The organism is Pseudomonas sp. Irchel 3A7, assembly GCF_900187565.1.
Taxonomy (GTDB): domain Bacteria; phylum Pseudomonadota; class Gammaproteobacteria; order Pseudomonadales; family Pseudomonadaceae; genus Aquipseudomonas.
This window is the reverse complement of record NZ_FYED01000018.1, coordinates 142,990-166,468: the sequence shown is the minus strand read 5'-3', so window position 1 is coordinate 166,468 and position 23,479 is coordinate 142,990. Positions and strand designations below refer to the sequence as shown.

General features: G+C 57.9%; 20 protein-coding genes. 3 read left to right on the top strand and 17 right to left on the bottom strand.

Annotated elements, in window-relative coordinates; genetic code table 11:
- Positions 1 to 118 precede the first annotated feature (118 nt).
- The 6 genes from CKW21_RS26655 to minC form a co-directional block, all read right to left on the bottom strand.
- Positions 119 to 1,408 (bottom strand): M18 family aminopeptidase, encoded by a 1,290-nt coding sequence (locus CKW21_RS26655; RefSeq protein WP_095196842.1) that lies wholly within the window; start codon positions 1,406 to 1,408, stop codon positions 119 to 121.
- A 105-nt stretch (positions 1,409 to 1,513) separates the two neighbouring features.
- Positions 1,514 to 2,356: a lipopolysaccharide kinase InaA family protein gene (locus tag CKW21_RS26650; RefSeq protein ID WP_095196841.1), complete on the bottom strand. Its 843-nt coding sequence runs from the start codon at positions 2,354 to 2,356 to the stop codon at positions 1,514 to 1,516.
- Between the two features lie 164 nt (positions 2,357 to 2,520).
- Positions 2,521 to 3,156 carry an RluA family pseudouridine synthase gene (locus CKW21_RS26645; RefSeq protein ID WP_095196840.1) on the bottom strand — a complete coding sequence of 212 codons (636 nt, stop codon included), beginning with the start codon at positions 3,154 to 3,156 and terminating at the stop codon, positions 2,521 to 2,523.
- 93 nt (positions 3,157 to 3,249) lie between these two features.
- Positions 3,250 to 3,504, bottom strand: a complete 255-nt coding sequence (minE, locus tag CKW21_RS26640) for a cell division topological specificity factor MinE (RefSeq protein WP_007974947.1) — start codon at positions 3,502 to 3,504, stop codon at positions 3,250 to 3,252.
- Between the two features lie 3 nt (positions 3,505 to 3,507).
- Complete coding sequence (minD, locus tag CKW21_RS26635) at positions 3,508 to 4,320, bottom strand: septum site-determining protein MinD (RefSeq protein WP_060541535.1); 813 nt, start codon at positions 4,318 to 4,320, stop codon at positions 3,508 to 3,510.
- A 201-nt stretch (positions 4,321 to 4,521) separates the two neighbouring features.
- The gene (gene minC / locus CKW21_RS26630) at positions 4,522 to 5,259 is read right to left on the bottom strand and encodes a septum site-determining protein MinC (protein WP_095196859.1); all 738 of its coding nucleotides are present in this window, start codon (positions 5,257 to 5,259) and stop codon (positions 4,522 to 4,524) included.
- 118 nt (positions 5,260 to 5,377) lie between these two features.
- Between minC and CKW21_RS26625 the strand changes: the two genes are divergently transcribed.
- Both CKW21_RS26625 and CKW21_RS26620 read left to right on the top strand, forming a co-directional pair.
- Complete coding sequence (locus CKW21_RS26625; protein WP_095196839.1) at positions 5,378 to 6,310, top strand: lipid A biosynthesis lauroyl acyltransferase; 933 nt, start codon at positions 5,378 to 5,380, stop codon at positions 6,308 to 6,310.
- A 164-nt stretch (positions 6,311 to 6,474) separates the two neighbouring features.
- Positions 6,475 to 7,629 (top strand): patatin-like phospholipase family protein, encoded by a 1,155-nt coding sequence (locus CKW21_RS26620; protein ID WP_095196838.1) that lies wholly within the window; start codon positions 6,475 to 6,477, stop codon positions 7,627 to 7,629.
- A 99-nt stretch (positions 7,630 to 7,728) separates the two neighbouring features.
- On the opposite strand, the gene CKW21_RS26615 is transcribed toward CKW21_RS26620, so the two are convergent.
- The 8 genes from CKW21_RS26615 to puuE all read right to left on the bottom strand — a co-directional run bounded on the left by CKW21_RS26615 (position 7,729) and on the right by puuE (position 15,877).
- Complete coding sequence (locus CKW21_RS26615) at positions 7,729 to 8,514, bottom strand: outer membrane protein OmpK (RefSeq protein WP_095196837.1); 786 nt, start codon at positions 8,512 to 8,514, stop codon at positions 7,729 to 7,731.
- Between the two features lie 372 nt (positions 8,515 to 8,886).
- The gene (locus tag CKW21_RS26610) at positions 8,887 to 9,672 is read right to left on the bottom strand and encodes an outer membrane protein OmpK (RefSeq protein WP_095196836.1); all 786 of its coding nucleotides are present in this window, start codon (positions 9,670 to 9,672) and stop codon (positions 8,887 to 8,889) included.
- Positions 9,673 to 9,836: 164 nt separating this feature from the next.
- Positions 9,837 to 11,186, bottom strand: coding sequence for a nucleobase:cation symporter-2 family protein (locus CKW21_RS26605; RefSeq protein WP_095196835.1), 1,350 nt, complete (start codon positions 11,184 to 11,186; stop codon positions 9,837 to 9,839).
- A gap of 160 nt (positions 11,187 to 11,346) precedes the next feature.
- On the bottom strand, positions 11,347 to 12,651 hold the full coding sequence (locus CKW21_RS26600) for a urate hydroxylase PuuD (protein WP_095196834.1): 1,305 nt from the start codon (positions 12,649 to 12,651) through the stop codon (positions 11,347 to 11,349).
- 51 nt (positions 12,652 to 12,702) lie between these two features.
- Positions 12,703 to 13,206 carry an ureidoglycolate lyase gene (locus CKW21_RS26595; protein WP_085716886.1) on the bottom strand — a complete coding sequence of 168 codons (504 nt, stop codon included), beginning with the start codon at positions 13,204 to 13,206 and terminating at the stop codon, positions 12,703 to 12,705.
- 146 nt (positions 13,207 to 13,352) lie between these two features.
- Complete coding sequence (gene alc, locus CKW21_RS26590; RefSeq protein WP_095196833.1) at positions 13,353 to 14,348, bottom strand: allantoicase; 996 nt, start codon at positions 14,346 to 14,348, stop codon at positions 13,353 to 13,355.
- A 90-nt stretch (positions 14,349 to 14,438) separates the two neighbouring features.
- Positions 14,439 to 14,954: a 2-oxo-4-hydroxy-4-carboxy-5-ureidoimidazoline decarboxylase gene (gene uraD, locus CKW21_RS26585; RefSeq protein WP_095196832.1), complete on the bottom strand. Its 516-nt coding sequence runs from the start codon at positions 14,952 to 14,954 to the stop codon at positions 14,439 to 14,441.
- Positions 14,951 to 15,877 carry an allantoinase PuuE gene (gene puuE / locus CKW21_RS26580; protein ID WP_095196831.1) on the bottom strand — a complete coding sequence of 309 codons (927 nt, stop codon included), beginning with the start codon at positions 15,875 to 15,877 and terminating at the stop codon, positions 14,951 to 14,953. The genes uraD and puuE overlap by 4 nt, the downstream gene beginning before the upstream one ends.
- A 444-nt stretch (positions 15,878 to 16,321) precedes the next feature.
- Here puuE and uraH point away from each other — a divergent pair, with 444 nt between their 5' ends.
- Positions 16,322 to 16,675, top strand: a complete 354-nt coding sequence (uraH, locus tag CKW21_RS26575) for a hydroxyisourate hydrolase (protein WP_095196830.1) — start codon at positions 16,322 to 16,324, stop codon at positions 16,673 to 16,675.
- A 96-nt stretch (positions 16,676 to 16,771) separates the two neighbouring features.
- Here uraH and CKW21_RS26570 read toward each other — a convergent pair whose 3' ends face one another.
- The 3 genes from CKW21_RS26570 to CKW21_RS26560 form a co-directional block, all read right to left on the bottom strand.
- Positions 16,772 to 18,346 (bottom strand): hypothetical protein, encoded by a 1,575-nt coding sequence (locus tag CKW21_RS26570; RefSeq protein ID WP_141233030.1) that lies wholly within the window; start codon positions 18,344 to 18,346, stop codon positions 16,772 to 16,774.
- Between the two features lie 98 nt (positions 18,347 to 18,444).
- Complete coding sequence (locus CKW21_RS31300; protein ID WP_141233029.1) at positions 18,445 to 20,043, bottom strand: hypothetical protein; 1,599 nt, start codon at positions 20,041 to 20,043, stop codon at positions 18,445 to 18,447.
- A gap of 161 nt (positions 20,044 to 20,204) precedes the next feature.
- The gene (locus CKW21_RS26560) at positions 20,205 to 23,459 is read right to left on the bottom strand and encodes a hypothetical protein (RefSeq protein ID WP_095196827.1); all 3,255 of its coding nucleotides are present in this window, start codon (positions 23,457 to 23,459) and stop codon (positions 20,205 to 20,207) included.
- Positions 23,460 to 23,479 lie beyond the last annotated feature (20 nt).

Genomic DNA, 23,479 nt, shown 5'->3' with positions numbered 1-23,479 from the left:
CGCTGGGCTGCGGAGCAGCCCCAAAACCAGCCATTGCATCCTGCAGATAAACCGCATTCGCCGGGATTGCGACTGCTTCGCAGCCGAACGGGAGCAAGCTCCCTCGCCATAGGGGCGGTTACGGCAGCTCGCGGCAGGCGTAGAACGCGCTCAGCACTTTGACCAGGTGCGCCAGATCATGGCTGCCGCACAGCTCGCGGATCGAGTGCATGGCGAAGGTCGGCAGGCCGATGTCCACGGTGCGCACGCCCAGCTGGCTGGCGGTGATTGGGCCGATGGTCGAGCCGCAGCCCATGTCGCTGCGCACCACGAAACTCTGCACCGGCACTTCTTCGGCCATGCACAGGTGGCGGAAGAACCCGGCGGTTTCGCTGTTGGTGGCGTAGCGCTGGTTGCTGTTGACCTTGATCACCGGGCCGGCGTTGAGTTTCGGGCCGTGGTTGGCATCGTGCTTTTCTGCGTAGTTGGGGTGTACGCCGTGGGCGTTGTCGGCCGAGACCAGCAGGGATTTCTGAATGGTGCGTACGAATTCATCACCTTCGGGCAGCAGGCGACGCAGTGTCTGCTCCAGCATCGGGCCGTCGGCCCCGCAGGCCGAGCACGAGCCGACTTCTTCGTGATCGTTGCAGACCAGTACGCAGGTTTCGTCGGTGTCGGCCGTCAGCAGGGCTTGCAGGCCGGCGTAGCACGACAGCAGGTTGTCCAGGCGTGCGCCGGCAATGAAATCGCCGTGCAGGCCGATGACCGCGGCGCTTTGCGTGTCGTAGAAACTCAGCTCGTAATCGAGCACCACGTCGGCGTTCAAGCCGTGTTCGCGAGCGAGTTGGTCGGTGATCACGGCGCGGAAATCCACGCGCTCGTCGCCGGCAAATTGCGCGAGGACCGGTGGCAGCTCGGTCTGGGCATTGATGGCCCAGCCCATGTTGGCTTCACGATTGAGGTGGATGGCCAGGTTCGGAATGATCGCGATCGGTGCCTTGAAGTCGATCAACTGGCTTTCGACCTTGCCGTCACGGCGGAAGGTCACGCGGCCGGCCAGGGACAGGTCACGGTCGAACCATGGCGCCAGCAGCGCACCGCCATAGACTTCGACGCCCAGTTGCCAGAAACCCTGGCGTTGCAGTTCCGGTTGCGGCTTGACCCGCAGGCACGGACTGTCGGTGTGGGCGCCGACCAGGCGGATCCCGCCGTGCAGCGGCGAGTGGCGGCCCATTTTGATCGCAACGATCGAAGAGTCGTTACGGGTGACGTAGTAGCGACCATTGGCTTCGGTATGCCATGGCTCGCGTTCGTCGAGGCGTTGATAGCCCGCCGCTTCCAGTCGCTGAACCAGGCTGGCGGTGGCATGGAACGGGGTAGGGGAGGCCTTGAGGAAGTCGATCAGGCCTTGGTTCAACTCTTCGCGCATAAGTAGCTCCAGACAGCAGTGGCGCCAGTTTAGCGTATTGGCTCGCGGCATTGCAGACACAATGCCGTGTGGCGTGCGAGGGCGGCGGGTGGCGAGGACGTTGAGTCAACCCGTGATCAGGTTGCCATTGAGGAACACTTCGCGACGTTGCTTGCGGCCGACATGTTCATGTTTGCTCGCGAGGTACACCCCGTCGAATCTTTCCCGGGAAATGCCGCAGCGTTGTCCGACGTATTCATCCACCAGCCGGTCGTAATCGGCTTCTGTGATGAACTTGTAAATCTCGCGACGGTAGAAGAACCCGAGCTGGAAGCCCAGTGTTTCGCTCGGATGCGATGTCGTACCGGCGAAGCAGTTTTCAAAGTCGATGGCTTTCAGCGATTTCTGCGACGATTTAGGGATCATGATGTTGCCGATCCAGAAGTCCATGTGCGTGATGTTCTTCCGGGCCAGGGAGCTCAGCAGTTCGAACGCTTTGAGAATGAACGTTTCGACGTCTTGCGGGTTGCGTTTAAGCCATTGCACGCCGTCGATATGGTCTTCGAGCAGGCGCGTCAGAATGAAATACTCGCGGGTCAGGCCCAATCGGTCCTTTGAATATCCAAAGCCTTGCAACGGCGGCATTTGCACGCCACGGCGCTGGGCTTCAAGGGTATTGACCAGTTCTTCAAGGGGCCAGTCGAATCGACCGTTGCGTTGCGGTTTGCCCAGTGTCACCCGGACTTTTGCCTTGAGGGTGTCCAGTGGCTGGACCTTGGCAAACAGCGGCGTATCACCAGACGCCAGCGGTGCGCTCGCGCGGGTGAGCTTTTGCGCGTTGCGTTTTTTGATCAGTTGTTCGAGGGCCTGTTGCGCTTCGAAGCTGGGCTGCTCAGTCAAATGCAGGGTGGTGTTGCCGAAAATGAACGTGACGGGGTAGTCGCATTGGAGCGTTTTACTGCTGAGCACGGGGGCATCCTGCCTGACATCTGATTGCCATGATTTTACGTTTAATTACAAATTTATGACACTTTTTTCACGCCATATTTATGACGTAAAAATTGTAACTGGAAATAAATAAGCCCTTCACAATAAAGGGCTTTTTGAGTTAGCCAGCCGCAGTTACCCGTTGCTCAAAAAGGAGCGGGACACTCGAAACGCAGGCGTTCGCCGGTCTGTGGGTGAGTGAAGCTCAACATGCTGGCGTGCAGGCACAGTCGCGGCCAGGCAGCCAGGGCTTGTTCATGGGCATAGAGCCCGTCACCCAGCAGCGGATGGCCGATGGAGAGCATGTGTACGCGCAATTGGTGCGAACGGCCGGTGATCGGTGTGAGTTCCACGCGGCACCAGTCGCCACAACGCTCCAGCACCCGCCAGAAGGTCAGGGCGTGCTTGCCGAATTCATGATCGACCACATGCCGCGGCTTGGTCGGCGGATCGTAGCGCAGCGGCAAGTCGATGCTGCCACTGTCCAGTTCGGGTTGACCCCAGCACAGAGCGGTGTAGGCCTTTTCGGTTTCGCGGTCGTGAAATTGCCGCGACAGTTCACGGTGCGTATCGGGATCGCGGGCCAACAGGATGATGCCGGACGTTTCCCAATCCAGCCGATGGACGATTCGCGCTTCCGGGTAGCCATTTTCTTGCAGGCGGGTAATCAGGCAGTCCTTGTTGTCGTCGGCCCTGCCGGGGACGGAAAGCAACAGGGTCGGTTTGTTCACCACCAGTATGGCGGCGTCCTGATGGATGATGTGGACGTTGGACAACGGCATTAAAACAGCCTCGTAACAAACGCCAACGGCGGTTCATGGCCCATTCCATAATTGGAATGGGCCATGAACCGCCGTGGCTCCAGCCGGATCGACTCAGCGATCTGGCAGGGTGATATTGAGTTCCAGAATCGAGCAGCTGCCCTGGCTTTCCAGTGCGACGTGCACGTCGTCGGACCCGATATTGACGTACTTGCGAATCACCTCGACCAGTTCCTTTTGCAAGGCCGGCAGGTAGTCCGGGGTACTGCGTTGGCCGCGTTCGTGCGCCACGATGATCTGTAGACGCTCTTTCGCTACCGACGCGGTGCTTTGCTTTTTGTTGGCACGAAAGAAGTCAAAAAGGTTCATTGCTTAGTTGCCTCCAAACAGGCGCTCGAAGAATCCCTTCTTCTGTACATCGAGGAATCGATGATCCACGGTCTTGCCCAGCAGGCGGTCAACGGTATCGCTGTAGGCCTGGCCGGCATCGCTCTGGTCGTCGAGGATCACTGGAACGCCCTGGTTGGATGCCTTGAGCACCGCCTGGGATTCCGGGATCACGCCGAGCAGGGCCACCGAGAGGATTTCCTTGACGTCTTCTACGCCGAGCATTTCGCCTTTGCTCACACGTTCCGGGTGATAACGGGTAATCAGCAGGTGTTCCTTGATCGGGTCTTCGCCGCGTTCGGCACGACGGGACTTGCTGGCCAGCAGGCCAAGCATGCGGTCGGAGTCACGAACCGAGGACACTTCAGGGTTGGTCACGACGATCGCTTCGTCAGCGAAGTACATGGCCAGGTGGGCGCCTTTCTCGATGCCCGCCGGGGAGTCGCAGACCACGAACTCGAAGTCTTCCTTGAGTTGCATCAGGACTTTTTCCACGCCTTCTACGGTCAGCGCGTCTTTGTCGCGGGTCTGGCTGGCGGCCAGCACGTAGAGGTTTTCCAGGCGCTTGTCTTTGATCAGCGCCTGCTGCAGGTTGGCTTCGCCGTTGACGACGTTGACGAAGTCGTACACCACGCGGCGCTCGCAACCCATGATCAGGTCGAGGTTACGCAGGCCGACGTCGAAGTCGACGATCACTGTTTTGTGGCCGCGCAGAGCGAGGCCGGTACCGATAGCGGCGCTGGTGGTGGTCTTACCCACACCACCCTTGCCGGATGTAACCACGAGAATCTTGGCCAAGGTGTTTCACCCCTAAGGAAAAAGGACTTTTAGCCCCTGAAAAACATCTCTTGAAAAACTACTGCAGTCGGACAGCCTTGGCTGGAATTCGGTTCTGGGCGGCGTTTACCTCCGGTAAACACTGCTTTTGGCCTGTTTCCTACTTCGTTTGAGCCGTTTTCGCTACGTTTTAGAGATGTTTGGAAAATGCGGCAGTATCCGTTAAAGCCGAATGATGTTCAACACATCGCCCGACAGGCTGACCTGTACGCCTGAACCCCATAAAGGGTCGCGGCGCAGATCTTCGGACACCTTGTAATGACCTGCGATGGAGACCAGTTCAGCGCTCATTTGCTGACAGAAAATCCTGGCTTTGGTGTCGCCTTTGACTCCGGCCAACACGCGACCACGCATGGGGCCGTATACATGGATGTTGCCATCGGCGAGAAGTTCCGCCCCCGGGCTGACCGAAGAGATCACCACCAGATCGCTGCCCTGAGCATAGATCTGCTGTCCGCCACGTACGGGCGAGGTGATGATTTTGGTCGGTTTGATGGTTGGCTCCGGCGGTTTTTCCGGTTTTTTCGCCACAACACCTTCGTTCAGGTCAAGCGGACGCTCGCGGGCACCGGACGGCGGCAGCACCGGAAGATCAACGGCGATGGCCGCGGCGATGTCTTCAATGCGGCTGGCGCGAATCGCCAGGGTACGCAGGCCGTGCTGGCGGCAAACGCGCATCAGCCCCGGCAGATCGACCGCGCCTTCATGGGCCGGAAGTTTGTCCAGGGCCAGTACCAGAGGGGCATTGCTGAAAAAACCAGGCGCCTGGGCAACCTTGGCGGCCAATTGCCGATCGAGGCCTTCGAGGTCGTTGCGGGCCAGCTCCAGCACCGTAATGGCGAGCATGCTGCCCTTCAGCTGGAACACGGGATCTTGGTCTAGCGGTTCGGTTTGGCTCATGGTCGGCATACAGAGACTTGTCACTAAAAGTGCCGAGACTTATAACGAGAACGCCCGCAGGCCGCAAGCCGGGTCGAACGATGTAGAATGCGCGGCCATTGTCTTTTCGGAAGCTTTAATGGATCGCCCGCGTTTTCGAACCTCCTTTCTATCTCCACGTTTCTGGCCACTGTGGTTGGGCCTGGGGCTGTTGTGGCTGATTGTCCAGTTGCCGTATCCGGCATTGCTGTGGATCGGTCGCGGTCTGGGTGCCTTGATGTATCGGGCGGCCGGCGACCGACGGCGCATCGCCAAGCGCAATCTGGAACTGTGTTTCCCTGAAAAGTCCGCTGCCGAGCGCAAGCGTCTGCTCAAGGAAAATTTCGCCTCGACCGGCATCGCTTTTTTCGAAATGGCGATGAGCTGGTGGTGGTCCCGCGAGCGTCTGGCGAAACTGGCCCATATCGAGGGCCTGGAATATCTGCAGCAAGCCCAACGCGAGGGCAAGGGTGTGATTCTCATGGCGGTGCATTTCACCACCCTGGAAATCGGCGCCGCATTGCTTGGCCAGCAGCACACCATCGACGGTATGTACCGCGAACACAAGAATCCGTTGTTCGACTATGTCCAGCGTCGTGGTCGCGAGCGGCACAACCTCGATTCGCTGGCGGTCGAGCGTGAAGACGTACGCGGCATGCTCAAATTGCTGCGCTCGGGCCGGGCGATCTGGTATGCACCGGACCAGGACTACGGCGCCAAGCAAAGCATCTTCGTGCCGTTGTTCGGTATTCAGGCGGCGACTGTTACCGCCACCAGCAAATTCGCACGGCTGGGCAAGGCGCTGGTGGTGCCGTTCACCCAGGAGCGCCTGGCGGACGGTAGCGGTTATCGGTTGGTAATCCATGCGCCGCTGGAAGGCTTCCCTGGGGAAACCGAGGAAGAAGATTGCCTGCGTATCAATCAATGGATCGAGGGTGTACTGCGTGAGTGTCCGGAGCAATACCTCTGGGCCCATCGCCGCTTCAAGAGCCGTCCACCCGGCGAACCCAAGTTGTACGCCAAACGCGGTTGATCAATCGAACCCTGTAGGAGCGAGCATGCTCGCGATGGTGGACAACGATAACGCGGGACGCCTGACACCCCGCGGCGTTTTCACGACCATCGCGAGCAAGCTCGCTCCTACAAGGGAACTGGTCGAAATAAAGAATTCCCATCAAGCCGCATGGAGCGTTGTGTATGAATCCCGCTGAACCGGTTACAGGGTTGATTCTTTCCGGCGGCGGGGCTCGGGCGGCCTATCAGGTCGGTGTGCTGGCGGCGATTGCCGAGCTTCTGCCATTGGGCGCAGACAATCCGTTTCCGGTGATCGTCGGCACTTCGGCCGGGGCGATCAATGCGGTCAGCCTGGCCAGCGGAGCCACGGATTTTCGCGCCGCCATCGAGCGATTGACTGCCTTCTGGCAAGGCTTTCGCAGTCATCTGGTGTTGCGCAGTGATTGGCCCGGGGTGATCCGCCAGGCCAGTCGCTTTGTCGGTCACAGCCTGCTGGGCCTTGGCGCTCAGGTCCCCGTGGCGTTGCTCAACAGTTCGCCACTGCGCGATCTGCTCCATGACAAGTTGCACATGACCGGCATTGCAGAGGCCATCTCACAAAAGCAACTGCATGCCGTGGCCGTCACGGCATTCGGGTACGAATCCGGTCAGGCCGTGACGTTTTATCAGGGCGGCGGCACCATCGATGCCTGGTTACGCCATCGCCGGATTGGCGTTCCTACCCAGTTGTCCGTTGAGCATCTGCTCGCCAGTTCGGCCATCCCGCTGCTGTTTGCCCCGGTGAAAATCGGCGAAGAGTATTTCGGCGATGGCGCCGTGCGCCAATCGGCACCGATCAGCCCGGCGCTGCATCTGGGTGCCAGTCGCGTTTTGGTGGTGGGGGTCAGTGGCAATCCACGGGGCGTTGATCCGGAGCAGCCATTGCAACGTGCCTGGACCGGGCAGCAGCCGACCCTGGCGCAGATCGGCGGGCACATGCTCAACAGTACGTTCATTGACAGCCTGGAAAGCGACATCGAGTTGCTGCAACGCTTGAATCAGTTCAGTCACCTCATGCCCGATGGCACACCGATTCGCACACTGGGCGTGGCGCCGGTGGAGGTATTGGTGATTTCGCCCAGTCAGCCGATCGACGAGATTGCCGCACGCCATCGCCAGGAATTGCCGGCGGCACTGCGCCTGTTCCTGCGCGGGCCGGGGGCGACCAAGACCAGCGGGGCGGGGGTGTTGAGTTATCTGTTGTTCGAGGCGGGGTATTGCAGCGAGTTGATTGATCTGGGGCGGCGGGATGCGTTGGCCAAGAAGGAAGAGTTGTGCCGGTTTCTGGGGTTGGTGTAGGAGCGAGCTCTGCTCGCGATGGACGTTAACGATAACGCGTGTTTTATGATTCAACGCGTTGCCCTGTAGTCCATCGCGAACAAGCTCGCTCCTACAAGATCAGAAGTGAACCTTGACCAGGAAGCTGGTCACGCTCTGATCGGTCTTGAAGCCCTCGCTGTCCTCGATACCGTATTTGTTTTTCCAATAATCGTATTCAACACCGACGTACAACTGCTTCTCGCCCAGATTCAGCGCCTTGCCCAGGTCGTACTTGATCTGTGGGTTGAAGTGCAGGTTGGCGTGGTATTCGCCTTTGGAGTTGGAGTCGTTGTCGACCACCCAATCCATGAAGCCGTCGATGAGCACGTCGGAATCGCCCACCGGGATGGTGTAGGACCAGACCGGGGTGATCTGCCAGATATCGTCACCCGGACGGCTGCCTTCGGTATGGCGGTTGTAGAAGTTCAACTGGAAGTAGTCGAAACCCGGGATGGCCAGATCGAAGCCTGGACCGATCAGGTAGGACTCGGTGTCGTTCTCGCCGAACTCATAGGTCATGGCCAGCAGGACGTCCTTGATCGGGCCGAATTCCAGCTTCTGGTCGAAGATCTTGCCGAATGACAGGCGCGGGGCGAATTCACCGTAGTGGGTGTTCTCGCCCGCGAACGCATCTTCCTTGCCGTTGTAGAAGATCTTGTCGATGAAGAAGAAGTTGTCACCGTATTTCCAGCCATCGGCGTGTTCGAAGGTCACCGTCTGCTGGATGCGCGGGTTGACCTGGAAGTCCTTGCCATACAGATAGGTCAGGCTGTTGTTCTGCCATTGCAGCAAGTCGCCGGCCATGGCCTGGCCCCCCGCCAGCATCGATCCCGCCAGCATCAGGCTAGTGCACGTGCGTTTCATTCGGTTGCTCCCAAAAAGTAGTGATTTCATATTTTTTTAAGGTCGACGCTCTGGTGTGGCGCCTTTTTCTGTAACGGCAAAAAAATCATCCATACGGTCAGCTTGAGTGCTGTCAGCAAACGCTGCGCCAAGGTTTTCGAAAACAAAAAAACTCCCGCTCGGCTGCTCAAAAACAGTCGATTGAGAGTGATTGGGGAATGCCTTGGTACCGTCCAGTGCCGGGATAAGTTGGCTTTCTGGTCAGGAATTAAATCCGGGCTTTTTTTTAAAGCGGATTCAGGCGGCCGCGGAGAATACTGACTCCAGGGCCCGCTCTCAAGTGCTCCGCAACAGCGCACCGACGACAGGTTTGGGGCACGGTTGCGGACCATCTTAGAAGTGCACCTTCACCAGCAGGCTGGTGGTGCTTTCATGTGTGTCGAGGTTGGTGTTGTTTTCGACGCCGTACTTGTCTTTCCAATAGCTGTATTCGACGCCGACATACACCTGCTTCTCACGCCAGCCGAAGGCTTTGCCCAGGTCATATTTGATCTGCGGGTTGAAGTGCAGGTTGGCGTGATAGGTGCCGCGCGAGTTCTGGTCGTTGTCCACGACCCAGTCGATGTAGCCGTCGATCAACAGGCTCGAATTGCCCAGTGGCAGGGTGTAGGACCAGGCTGGCGTGATCTGCCAGACATCATCGCCGGGACGCGAGCCTTCGGTCTGGCGATAGTAGAAGTTCAGGGTGAAAAAGTTGAAGCCCGGTACCTTGAGGTCGAAACCGGGGCCAATCAGATAGGCTTCGCTGTCGTCTTCGCCATTCTCGTAGGTCATGGCCAGCAACACGTCCTTGATCGGGCCGAATTCGAAGCGGCGGTCGAGGATTTTGCCGAAGGAGAGGCGCGGGCTGAATTCGCCGTAATAGGCGTGAACGCCTTTGTTCCGGTCTTTCTCGCCGTTGTAGTAGGTGCTGTCGACGAACAGGAAGTTGTCACCATACTTCCAGCGATCGGCGTGTTCGAAGGTGATCGTCTGCTGGATCGACGGGTTGATCGCGAAATCCTTGCCGTACAGATAGCTCAGGCTGTTGGTCTGCCAAAGCAGCAAATCGCCGGCCATGGCCTGGCTGGCAGCCAAAAGACAGCCACCCAACAGCATGGTTTTCTGGGTACGAATCATCTGTTGCTCCCTCTTGTTTTTATTTTTCGAGGCGCAGGCAGCCCCCGACCCTGTGGGAGCGGGCTTGCTCGCGAAGAGGGCGGTGCATTCAACAGAGATGTTGACTGTCAGACCGCTTTCGCGAGCAGGCTCGCTCCCACAGGTTTCGTGTGTTGTCTGTCAGTTCAGTGGGCGTGGCAGTCGTTGGCGGCGCGTTCGGCGCCGCCGAGGATGTTGAACAACAGGTTCAATGTCAGGGCGCTGAGGGTGGCCATGGCGATGCCGCTGTGGGTGATCGGGCTCATCCACTCGGGCAGATGGGCGAAAAACTCCGGACGCACCACCGGGATCAAACCCATGCCGATGCTCACCGCCACCAGCAATTGGTTGCGACGGTCACCGATGTCGGCTTCCTGAAGAATCTTGATCCCGGTGGCGGCGACCATGCCGAACATCGCGATGGCTGCGCCGCCCAATACCGCTGGTGGAATCGACGCCACCAGGAATGCCGCTTTCGGCAGCAGGCTGAGGACGATCAACAAGCCGCCGGCGACGATCGTCACCGAACGGCAGCGCACGCCGGTCATCTGCACCAGGCCGATGTTCTGCGCGAAGGAGGAGTGGGTGAAGGTGTTGAAGAAGCCGGCGAAGAACGAGGCGCCGGCATCGCACAGCAAGCCGCGACGCAACATGCGTGGGCAGACTTCCTGACCGGTGATCTTGCCCAGCGCAAGGAACATCCCGGTGGACTCGACGAAAATGATCACCACCACCAGGCACATCGAAAGAATCGGCGCGAGTTCGAACTTCGGCATGCCGAAGTGCAGCGGGGTCACGAATTGCAGCCATGGCGCCTGGGCCATGCCACTGAGGTCAACCATGCCGATCAGACCACAGAGCACATAGCCCAGGCACATGCCGATCAGCACGGAAATATTGACCCAGAAACCGCGCATGAAGCGATGGACCAGCAGGATGGTGCCCAGCACCAGCGCGGCAATGGTCAGGTAGATGGGGGAGCCGAACTGAGCGGCTTCGGCGCCGCCACCGGCCCAGTTCACGGCGACGGGGAACAGCGACAAACCGATCGAGGTGATGACCGTGCCGGTCACCAGCGGCGGGAAGAAACGTACGACCTTGGACATGAACGGGGCGATGAGCATGCCGAAGAATCCGGCGGCGATGGTGGCGCCGAAGATCCCTTGCAGGCCGATACCGGGCATGCCAGCCATGGCGACCATGCTGCCGACGGCGGCGAAACTGGCGCCCATCATCACCGGCATCCGGATGCCCATGGGGCCGATGCCCAAGGATTGAACAATGGTGGCGATGCCGGCTACCAGCAGGTCGGCATTGATCAGGAAGGCGATTTCTTCACGACTCAGGCCAGCGGCCTGTCCGATGATCAGCGGCACCGCGATGGCTCCGCCGTACATCAGCAGAACGTGTTGCAGGCCAACCAGGATCAGTTGCAAAAGGGGCAAACGCTGAATGGCGGGTGCGTCGGGGATGCGCGCTTGGGATAGCTCGGACATGCAACACCTCGGATCTTTTTTATTCTTGTGATGTACAGCTGAAATGTTGCTGGCAGCTGTATTCGAATCAGGACCGCGTTGCGGCCATTCGCGAGCAGGCTCGCTCCCACAGGTTTCGCATTGTCTGTGTGGGAGCGAGCCTGCTCGCGAAGCTTTTTACTTAGTTGGTCGGGGCACCCTGAACGATCCAGGCGCCGATCAGGTCACGTTCCTGCTGGGTCATCTGAGTGATGTTGCCCAGCGGCATGATCTGGGTGGCGACCGCTTGAGCCTGGATCCGCGCCGCGTTCTGGCGGATCTGCTCGGGCGTGTCGAGCATCACGCCGCCCGGAGCAGCGCTGAACAGCGGGCTGGTCGGTTTGGCCGAGTGGCAGACCGCGCAACGTTCCTGAATCACGCTGTGCACCTTGTCGAAACCAGGGCCTGCGTTGGACGCCTGAGCTGGAGCCGCTGCGGGCGCCTCTGCAGGTTTTGCTTCAGCCGGTTTCAAACCACCACCCACTGCTGTTTCCGGCAGGGGTTGATACTCGATCGCAGCAGGTGCCTTGGCCACTTCCGGGGCGCTGGACATCGGCTTCGGACCGGAGACATAAGCCAGGCAAATCATGCCCACCGCTGCCACCGGCAGGGTCCAGGCATACTTGTGGCTGTCGTGACGGGTGTTGAAGTAGTGACGCACCAACACCGCCAGCACCGCGATCCCGGCCAGGATCAACCAGTTGTACTGGCTGCCGTAGGTGCTCGGGAAGTGGTTGCTGATCATGATGAACAGCACCGGCAGGGTGAAGTAGTTGTTGTGACGCGAACGCAGCAGGCCTTTGGCCGGCAGCGCCGGATCGGGTGTGCGGTTTTCGGCGATGGCCGCGACCAGTGCACGCTGTGCCGGCATGATGATGCGGAACACGTTGCCGACCATGATGGTGCCAATGATCGCGCCGACGTGCAGGTACGCACCACGACCGCTGAACACTTTGCTGAAGCCGTAGGCGGCGCCGATGATTAGCACGAACAGGATGAAGCCGAGCAGGGCAGGGCGTTTGCCCAGGGCCGAGTCGCAGAGGAAGGAGTAGATGAACCAGCCGATGAACAGCGAGCCCAGACCAATGGCCACGCCTTCAGGACCGCTCAGGGTGCTGCCCGGAGCCAGCAGGTAGAGCGTCGGGTTGGAGTAGAACACCACGCACAGCAGCGCGATCCCCGACAGCCAGGTGAAATAGGCTTCCCATTTGAACCAGTGCAGGTTGTCCGGCATGGTCGGTGGGGCCAGTTTGTATTTTTCCAGGTGGTAGATGCCGCCGCCGTGGATCGCCCACAAATCACCGGCCAGACCGCTTTTCGGGTTGACCCGATTGAGGTTGTTTTCCAGCCAGACGAAGTAGAACGACGCGCCGATCCAGGCCACACCGGTAATCATATGAACCCAGCGCACGCTCAGGTTCAGCCATTCCAACAGATGTGCTTCCACAGTCTTTACCTCTCGCCCGTCACTCTTGTTGTCGAGTGATCGGACCTTCTCTTATTGGTGGGGGGCGAGGATCAAACGCTCATCCTCTTTGAAAAAATGCTCATCGCAGTTATTGCCTGTGCCACTGCGATCAACCACCAGGAAGTCATCCCGCTTTTCGATCGTCAGCACCGGGTGGTGCCAGACGCCGCGATGGTAATTAATGCCCTGCCTGCCGTTGGTGACGAAGGCGCGGACCAAGCCTGATACAGGTACATCGCCAAGTGGCGCGACCACGATCAGAAAGGGGTTGCCGAGCAGCGGAATGAAAGCCTGGCTGCCCAGCGGATGACGCTCCAGCATGCTGACGGTCAGGGGCATGTCCTGCGCGTCGGCGCGGAAGATGCTGATGATCGCCTTGTCCTCTGGCGTGGCGGTTTCCACCGTCGCCAGTTTGTGGAAGCGCATGGTCGAACCGTTGTTGATCATGAAGTGATCGCTGCCGTCGGTTTCGATCACGTCACCGAAAGGGGCGAAGGCTTCTTTGGTCAGCGGTTCAATCGTCAGTGTGCGCATGCTGGTCTTCTTATCCGAATTCTGTGTTGTTGGTTCTGCTTTTGTGGCGAGGGACCTTGCTCCCGCTGGACTGCGCAGCAGTCCCATTCTTTGGGGGCCGCTTCGCGACCCAGCGGGAGCAAGCTCCCTCGCCACAGGTTCAGCGCTTATTTAGCGACCTTGCCCAGGACGCGCAGGCGGCTCACGCCACCATCCGGGAACACGTTCAGGCGGATGTGAGTGATAGGGCCCAGCGCCTTGATCTGCTCGGCGAAGGTGTGCTCGGCGTGCATTTCCAGTTTCTGGCTTGGCAGCAGTTCGCGCCAGAACAGCGACTGGGTTTCGATCTGGCTGTCGGTGCCGCCTTTTACGAAGGCGCCCTGGATCGAGCAGCTGTCCGGGTAGTTGCCCTTGAAGTGCAGGGTGTCGACGATGACTTTCTCGACTTCACCGGCATGGCCCAGGGCGACGATCACCCAGTCATTGCCAGGCGTGCGACGACGTGCGGTTTCCCAGCCATCGCCCATGTTGATGCCACGGCCCGGGTTGAGGATGTTGCTCATGCGGCCGAAGTGCTCGTCGGAGCAGGCGAGGGCGCGGCCACCGTTAAGGGCGGCTGCGAGGTCAACCTGCTCGTTGTCACCCACGGCCGACCAGTCGCGGAACGGCACGCCGTACACACGCAGACGGGCCACGCCGCCATCCGGGTAGATGTTGAAGCGCAGGTGGCTGAAGGCCTGTTCGTTGCTGATTTCATGGTAGTGGTGGCTGTTGCCTTGCAGCTCGACGGCGGACAGCACTTCAGTCCACTGGGTGTTTTCGTCCGGCTCGCCTTCGGCCAGGAAGCAGGCTTCCAGGGAGGCCGACGGCGGGAAGTTACCGGTGAAGAATGAAGTGTCGATGTCCACGCCTTTGATCGAGCCCGGCACGCCCAGGCGGATTACCGCGCTGTCGTAACCTTCGAAGCGCTTGCGGCGCGACTCCCAGCCATCCATCCACTTGCCGTTGTCATCGAACACGCCCTCCTTCCACACGGCCGGGGTCGGTTGGAACAGACGGTTGGCGTCTGCAAACCAGTCATCGGTGACCGAGATGATTTTGGTGCCCAGGCGGGCGTCGGCCAGGTTGACGAACTTCTCGAAAGGTACGGCGTAAGCTTTCATTCTTCTTGTCTGCCTTTAATAAGTTGGCTTGGGATGCTCTCGGGGCCCTGGGTTCGTTCGGCGTTCATGAGCGAACTCGGGCCAGGATCGCTATAGGGTCAGTAATCGGAACAGGGCGATCTTGTTGATCTGCGCCAGCGCGCACTTGAACTCGGTGTCGACCGGGTTGTGGATGCGCGTTTCGAACGCTGCGAGGATCTGATGCCGGTTGCTGCCTTTTACCGCCATGATGAAGGGAAACTTGAACTTGGCCTTGTAGGCGTCGTTCAGCTCGGTGAAGCGAGAAAACTCTTCGGCCGTGCATTGGTGAATCCCCGCGCCCGACTGTTCTTCAGTGCTGGCCGCGGTTAGCTGGCCCTGGACGGCAGCTTTGCCGGCCAGGTCCGGGTGGGCGTTGATCAATGCCAGCTGGCTGGCGTGATCGGCGCTCAACAGGATGTCGCTCATGCGCTGGTGCAGGGTTTCGATCTCGTCGATCGAAGCGTCCTGGCCCAGCTCGAAAGCCTTTTCGGCTACCCATGGCGAATGTTCGTAGATATCGGCGAAGGCGTTGACGAAGGCGTCGCGGCTCAGGGTCGAGGGTTTGACGGTTTGAAAGGTGCTCATTTGGCAGCCCCTTGGTACGGGTGGGTTTGCTGCCAGTGGCGCGCGATGTCGACGCGACGGCTGAACCACACCTGTTCATGACTTTTAGCGTATTCGATAAAGCGCTTGAGCGAGGCCAGGCGCGCCGGACGGCCGATCAGGCGGCAGTGCAGGCCGATCGACAGCATCTTCGGTGCATCGGCGCCTTCGGCGTACAGCACATCGAACGCGTCCTTGAGGTATTCGAAGAAATCGTCGCCCTTGTTGAAGCCCTGGACCTGGGTGAAGCGCATGTCGTTGGTGTCCAGGGTGTACGGGATCACCAGGTGCGGTTTGCCGGTCGGGTTGTTCGGTTCCCAGTAGGGCAGGTCGTCGTCGTAGGTGTCGCTGTCGTAGAGGAAACCGCCTTCTTCCATCACCAGGCGACGGGTGTTCGGGCCGGTGCGACCGGTGTACCAGCCCAGCGGACGTTCGCCGGTGATTTCGGTAAGGATGCGGATCGCTTCGAGCATGTGCTCGCGTTCCTGGGCTTCGTCCATGTATTGGTAGTCGATCCAGCGGTAGCCGTGGCTGCAGATCTCGTGGCCGGCATCGACCATGGCGCGGATCACGTCCGGGTGACGCTGGGCGGCCATGGCCACGGCGAAGATGGTCAGCGGAATGTCGAATTCCTTGAACAGTTTCAGAATCCGCCAGACGCCGGCGCGGCTGCCATACTCGTACAGCGATTCCATGCTCATGTTGCGCGCGCCTTGCAGCGGTTGCGCCGAGACCATCTCCGAAAGGAACGCTTCGGATTCTTTATCACCGTGCAGGATGTTGCGCTCGCCACCCTCTTCGTAATTGAGCACGAAGGACAGGGCGATCCGGGCATTGCCCGGCCAGTGTGGGTGAGGAGGGTTACTGCCGTAACCGGTCAGGTCGCGTGGGTAGTCAGCGCTCACTGCAGTCTTCCTTCTTATTCGTGGCTTATACAAAGTCAGGGATGTGTAGCGCGCCTGCAAGTGGGAAGTCAGGCTGGCGTCACAGTGATGGGGTGATTGTATACAACTTTATATTCACTTTGTAAGCCTGATTTTTCGCATTTTTCGCTAACGGTCATCTTTGCGTGCAATTGACACGGACCTGCAAGAAATCTGCCTGATTGGTCAGCTAATGTCTCCAGGGTTCAGCAATCTTGCGCTTTAAGGTTAAATCGCCGGGAAATCACCGGCTGGCGCTGCGGGTCGCAAAAATGTCGTTTTTATTGTGTACAATTTTTTTGAAAAGTGTCTTAATCAATTCCTCGCCGCAGCTTTTCGTGCTCCGAAACGGTGCGGTCTCCTTTTCAACTGACTTCGGGAGGCGCGAGGTCTGACTGCTTCCACGCAGGCAGGCGCGCAGAATCAATGGGACGTTTGACTACACACGTTTTGGACGCTGCACACGGTTGCCCGGGCAGCTCGATCAAGGTCGAGTTGTACCGCGTTGAAGGATCGCAGCTGGAATTGGTCGCCACTGCAACAACCAACAGCGATGGCCGTGTCGATGCACCGCTGCTGCAAGGTGATGACTACCGCACCGGGGTCTACCAGGTTCAGTTTCATGCGGGCGATTACTACCGCGCCCGTGGTGTTCAGCTGCCGGAGCCGGCTTTCCTGGATGTGGTGGTGCTGCGTTTTGGCATCTCGGCCGAACAGGATCACTACCACGTGCCGCTGCTGATTTCGCCCTACAGCTATTCGACGTACCGCGGCAGCTGATCCCCCAAGCAGCTGCCGCACCCTGGAAGCGACTGCGCATATAGCTTCTTTGGTCTTTTGCCCGCTCACACTGCGGGCTTTTTTTCGTTCGAGGTTTCAGGTTCTTGGATCGTTGGTTCGCACGATGAAGACCGAGTCCTGGCGATCTTTTGATACCTGACTCCCGCCTTTCAGCCAGACCAGTTTGTTGGTCATTTCGGCCTCTTGCACCGCTCGCATGGCCGGCAAGCCAATCAGTTCAGGCAACCTGTAATGGGAAAATCCTTGATCGCTGGCAGGTGGAATATGAATTTTTTTACCGAGAACGCGATGCAAGGTCATGTGGAACACAAAATCATGTTCTGGTCGTCGGAATACCAGCGCTGGATAGGACTGGGCGGTGGTGGGTTCAAATACGACGTATCCATTGCGCGTCAACAGGTCGGCCATGAATCGCTTGAGGTCACCGGCATACTGGGTCGTGGAGAAATATCGCCACTCCTCTCGAAATTTGTGCGGATCAAACACCAGTCGCTGTAAAGGCATCTGATCAGAGAGCAAAGGAAGCTCCACAACCCGGTACCCCCCTGAGCCTGGCGTCATGGGTGCTACGGGGAGCATAAGTAACGGATCGACCAGCTCTGGCCGTGGCGTGATGCTCGAGGACTTCCAGTCATTGAAAACTTGCCTGAGGGTCGTCAACCCGGCGTTGGTCGCGGTATCGGAACCGTTGGCGAGGGAAAACTGTTTTCTGGCGACATTCAGCAGAGAAATTACCGAAAGTTCAGGAAAGTAAGTGGCGACATAGTCGGTCAATGCTTTGTCAAAAGGCAGGTTCGGGTCGATCTCCCAGCGGCGGGTCGAAGGTAGCTGGATAGCGCCACGGGGTTGTTGTTCGATGTCGCCACTGAGGGTTCGCTGCAGCAAATCAAAGTCGTAGACCAGATGAGTGGGGTTCTTGATATAAACAATCGGGTGGTCCGGTGCGTCATTGAGCGGCACGGTTTTGTAGCGAACGCCTTCTATGGTGATGTCTTCGGGCGAAGCATGCTGGGGGGCGATTGCCCAGTTTTTCCAGGGCTCGGAGTCCGGTAACGGCTCGATCTCGCGTGGCCGCTTGGATGGTCCGGCTTCGTCCTGCTCATCGCCCGGCAGTCGGCGTCGCGAAACAATCAGTTCCGAATCCCCGCTATCACGGCTGCCAGGTTGAACCTGTCGCCATTTTGATGTGCCTTCCACGCGTTCAAGTCTTGGGCCGGAAGGTACCAGTTCCGCCATCTGCTTTGCTTTGAAATGACCTTGCGGGTCAATGCCCAAAGGCACCGTCCCTCCGTCCACCAGATCGACATACTGGCGCCCGGAAGGGATCAATCGAATGCCGGTTTCCGGGTCTGGAGCAGGCAGCCTCTCGACCAGTTTCGGCGCCAGGTAAAAATGACTAATAAGATGTTCGGTGGTGGTTCGGCTGATGAGTAAATCTGCGGGAAGATCGATTATTTCGATCGCCGGAGGCTGGACATCCGGGGGCTGGGAGGACTCCGGGAATTGATGTCCCTGTGGTTGATCGGGGGCATCACGCTGTGTGCTGCCAGGGCGTCTGGGTAAATTGTCCGGTGCTGTGTCGCGTATACGGGAGGCCCCTTGATTTGAATCGCCCGGGGTTTTGGGACGGATAGGGTGTTTTGGACTCATGGATAATCCTGCTGATGTAGATCCGCGTCATTTCGAGTGAATGTGCTGGTGTGGGCGTGTGTTCTCGCCGGCATGGCCGGCGAGGCAGGAAGCAGGTGTCAACCTTCCCTGATAATGAAAACCGACTGCCCCCCTGACGGGGTCGTCTGGATCCCACCCGCTAGCCACACCACTTTGTCTTGATTGAAAGCAGTGAGCAGCTTCGCGCGAGCGAGCTCGCCGATACGGGTTGCCAGTTGAGGATTGGACAATTCATTGCCGGGACGTTCGGAGTACCTGATGGCGTCGCCAGTGACATTACCCAGCTTCAGGAAAAAAACCGAATCATGGCTGGAACGGGTAAAAACCAAGGTGGGTTCCTCGTGCCCTCTCGTCACTGGGAAAACGTCATATCCGTTACGCGCCAGCACGCTCGCCATGAACTCCTTGAGGTTGTAATTGTCAGGCTGGGCAGTAAAGCGATGCCACTCCCGGGGGAAGCGATCGGGGGCAAAATCCACCCGCTGTAGCGCTCCCGTCGATTCTGGAAGGACCACCATGTCCCGGTTACTGCGGGTCGATCTGTTGAGGATGGGCAGCATCAGCAGCGGATCGGACAGCTCTCGTCGAGGTGAGGGGGGACCGAGTGGATCGGCCCAGTTGCGCAAGGTTTGTTTCACGACCAGAAGCCCCTCGCCGTTGATCACTTCGGAGTGGTTAGCGCGGTTGAACAGGGTTCTGGCGACACTGTTCAATGTTGCATCGGAAAAGTCCCTGAAGGTTCCGGCCACATAACCGGTCAAGGTATTGTCGAATGGAAATGGGCGCTCCAGGGCTTCCCACTGGTCGTGCCTTCTGATCGCCCATCTGGGTTGCAGCGATGGATCTTCCTGCAGCATCTGTTCGAATTTTTCAAAGCTTGAAGGCGTAAACCGGGGGTGTTCCACGAACGCTACTCCATAATCCTCCGGCCGTCCCTCGGGCACGATTCGATAATGAAGTCCATTGATCTCCAGAGACTCCACCGATTGGGGTTGTGTCGTTTTTCCCCAGTTTTGCAATAACCCTACAGACAGATCCAGAGGGGCAATGGGTCGCGCAATTAACTCTGCGAGCATTGGATTGGCTTCGATGATATTGCCGCCGCCTTCAGCGGGGCGTGGCCGGCTGCGCGTGCTTGGGCCAGGTTGTTCATCCGGTGGTGGGCCTGCGGGACGGTCTGGATTGTCCGTGTTTTTCCTGCGCCAGTAAGCGGTTCCAGCGATTCTTTCGAGAAGAGGGCCTGTAGGGGTCAGCTCACTGGCCGAGGATGCCTGGTATTCGCCGTCATCTCGAAGCCGGACCAGAGTGACGCCTTCATTTTCGATTTCTGCGTACTTCGATCTGAGCTGGCCATAGCGTAATCCGTCGTCACCGGGCGCGGGCAATTTCGGTATCAGAGCGGAAGGCAGAAAAGTGATGTCGGATGTCGCGACAGCAGGGCTGAGTGTGAGCGGCCCGGGGGTGGAAATGTCTACCACCGCAATCTGTGGTTCTCGCGGGGTATTGTCCGACCCTCCTTCAGGCCTTCGTCTTCCCGGCAAGTCTATGGGGGGGCCGGAAATGTCGATATCGGGCAGGTTGTAACGAGGCGGTGTCCCGTCTTCGGCGCGGTTGGGTCTAACGGTTTGATCAGTGTCCGGTGTGCCGGGCCTTGGGATTTTTCTTGGTGGCTTCATGCCGTTGTTACTCCAATGATAAGTATCGAGTACCTGAATAGCTTCACGGACTATCAGGTTGAGTGGTTCACACAGCGAGGCAAGCTTTTAATAGAAGTTGCATACTCCTGCTGGCATCAACGAGTGAGGTGTTAAATGCTTATTTCATGGTTTGATTGTTTTCAAGTTGTCGAGTGCAAATAGATTTGTCCAAAAATCAGATCCACTTTATAGGTGGTGCCGGATGCGGTGACCAGGTAGATGTCCTCCACAGGGGTGTCGTCATCTTTGTACTCGGGGAGAAGGATGACGGTGTGTCCGATAAGCAGTTTGTTTTCCGATAGCTTTTTAATTGAAGGGTCAAGAAATCTTGTATATAGGTACCAGGTCGATGCGTTGGATGTTTTTGCGAGTGCTCCCGGTGTAGATATCCGAAGTTTCGAGTGTGTCTCGAATTTTACATGGTAGGTCGAGCCTTTTCCCTCTAGCGCTATTACTGTATTTTGCAAAGGAGCAGGGAGTTCGATAATTTGCGGAACAGGTTCAAGCGCGGTGGCCTTGCTATCTTCAGGGGTGAGAAAGAGGTAGTTTCCTGTCCGCTTTTTCAACATCTGTCGGCCATCTGATTGCAGGGTTCCGGGCGTGTCTCCATAAGCATGATTTTTTACTGGGGGAGGGGTTATCCGGTAAGACACTCCATCGCGCATTGTCAGGATTAATGCCTGTTTTAATTTCATGCTTCTGGTCAAGTAGTTGCTATGGGCGGTGTTCGAATAGGTGAAATGTCCGTCCGATATGAAATCTTCGAATTTTATTGTTTTATGCTTGAAGTCAAGCTGTAGAGTGAAGTTGCCAACGGTCGCGTTGTGGTTGGCATACTGTCTGTCGGCTCTAATCGTGTAGGCGGCTTGCGCGGTGATCAGTTCCTCGCTGTCGCAGTCGATGTAAATGGTATGAGTCGCGTTGTCGTCTGCTTTTGCGATTTTTAACAGGGTTTCGGGAGTTTCTCTATTGATGAAGTAATGTTGGTGTTTATTGTAAGGCAGATCGTGTATGTCGCGATTCAAGATTAACGGCGCTGGTCGTGTTCCTTTTGCAAGAATCAAGATTTCGATATTGCGGTCGTCGAAGCCTTCCAGTTCCTCGGGAAAATCCGGGTAAAGCTGAAAACCATCCTGGGTCAGGAAGCGCAATGTCTGTTCCTGGAGCAGGCGTTTGTCTCCCACGGTTTTATAAATATTCTTGATGATCAGCTTTCTTTCCGGCAACTCTCTGTCTTTTCCACAGGGCGACGTCACCACCAGTGATGTACCTTCAACGAACCATTTCTCAATGGCTTCAAACAACCAGTCCATGACGATCACGCTGTCTTCCCGCGCGTCCTCACTGATGGTCACGGTGCCGCTTTTATGGGAAATGAAATATTGGTCTTTGCCTGGACCACCGGCGGCACTTGCATGAGTGCCCATCAGGTAAATCGCATCATCGCCGGCGCCGGCGTCGATTCGGTCATGGCCTCGGGAAACGATGCGGTTTGCACGGGCTGACCCTTGTACGATATTGCTCGCGCCCGCCAGCGTTTCGACGTTTTCAATGCCTTCCAATGTTGTGTGGGTCGTGGAGGGCGTCGAATCGATCTCGCTCAGCAGGCGTATCCGACCGTTTTCCAGATCGATCTCGAAACCTGTGTGAGGAGTAAGGTCACGGCTATCCAGTTGTCCCTGGAACACCAGCATGTTCTCGCCGCCGCCACCCACAAGATGGTTATGGGGTGGCGATGGCGCGGGCGACTTGAGTGCCTGTACCGCTCCTTCGAACAGGAACTGATCATCTTTCTCGCCACCAGTCAGGTGCTTGCTGCCTGTACCGTAGCTGAAGTGATTGGGTTGCTTTTCAACGCCGAGGATGGTGTCTTTTCCTCCTCCCAGCAGCCAAAGCGTCGCTTTCGATTCGCCCTCAGTCCCTTTCACCACCCCGGAAAGATCCGCGGGAATTCCGTTGCGGGCGTCGATGGTGTCGTTTCCGCCCTCAAGCAGCGGCACCTTGATTTCCTTGGAACCCACTGACTCGCGTCCTTGGTCATCCCACTCGAACCAGAACACTTGGGAGGCTTTGACGGAAGCATCGACGTTGCCATTCACGATGGCTGCGATGCTGTCCTTCAATTGTCCGTCCAACCACTTTTGAGCTCGCGTGATCAACATTTTGGTGTGTTGGTCTTTGGCCACGGCGGTGATGTAGCGGTCTTGAATGTCTTGCCAAGGCTCTTGGTTGCTGAGCGCGCGTTTAAACGTGAAATACTTTTCGCCGAAGCTCAGATCGACGTAGTCGGTAATGTCGTCTACCTGTCGGATGGCACTATAAATCTGGGCACCGGCAATCAGAATGACTGCTGCTGCGATGCCCAGTGGGCCGGCACTGGAAAAGCCTGCAATGGCCGCCGTACCGAGAATCAGGGTCAACGCGGCACTGCTCAGGTTCAGGCCGGCAGCCACGTAATGATCCAGGGCCTGCTTGCCCGTGCTCTGGGAGGCATCGTTCAGCGCTTTGATCGCGAAGTAGATGTCGAAAGGCAGGGTCAGCACGCCTGCGATCAACCCAGCTGCGCGCGACAGGTGCAGGCCAAAGTGGGTTTTGGAAAAACCCTGGTAAATGCGGGCGCTGTTTTCAATCAACTCCTGGGCGGTTTCCACCAGGCTTCGCTCAATGATCACCGAACCGAGTTCTGTCACCACCGCGCCGGCATTGATCACCGCTTCGGTATGATCACCTCTTTTCATGGCCTCAGTGATACCCATCACGCCGCTGTAGACGCCGTACGCCTGTAACCCGATCCCCATGTGGTGAGCGACTTTGCTTTTTTGCTTGTTGACCCAGTCAGGGACATGCTCGGGTAAGCGGGTATCGCGAATGTCCAGTTTCTGTGCGGCATGCAAAAGCCTGCCGAGCTTTTGTGCGTGACCGGGTTGCGCATCATCGAGCAGCGGCGGGGCGTCTACCGAGCGAAGGATGGCAACTTCGAACAGCAGGCTCGGTATCGTGTTGTTGCCCACCGTCCCGCTTGCCCGGATACGACTTTCGACATCAGCCGGGTTCAATCGTAAACCGTCGATAAATGCCTGGGGTGGGTGGCGAAAGTTGGTGTTGTCGATATCCAGAAGTTCGCCGTGAACCGAAGCCTTCATCAGATGAAGCTCTACACGGCTGACCGTAAACTGGCCAAGGATAAGCGGTCCGTAGTGCTGATCCAGGGCTCGCAGTACCCGTTCCCGTTTGCTGGTGGATCGAGGACGCTGCTCCTTTAGCGTTGACGTCCCGTTGTTGCGGATAAAATCGGCAATTTCCTGATCGGCCGTCGCCAAAGAAAGCGGCTCAATATCCGTGATTTTGATTGCGTCGTAGCCTTCCGCATCGGAACGCGTGAAATTTTGCGCCATACATACTTCCTTGTCGGGCT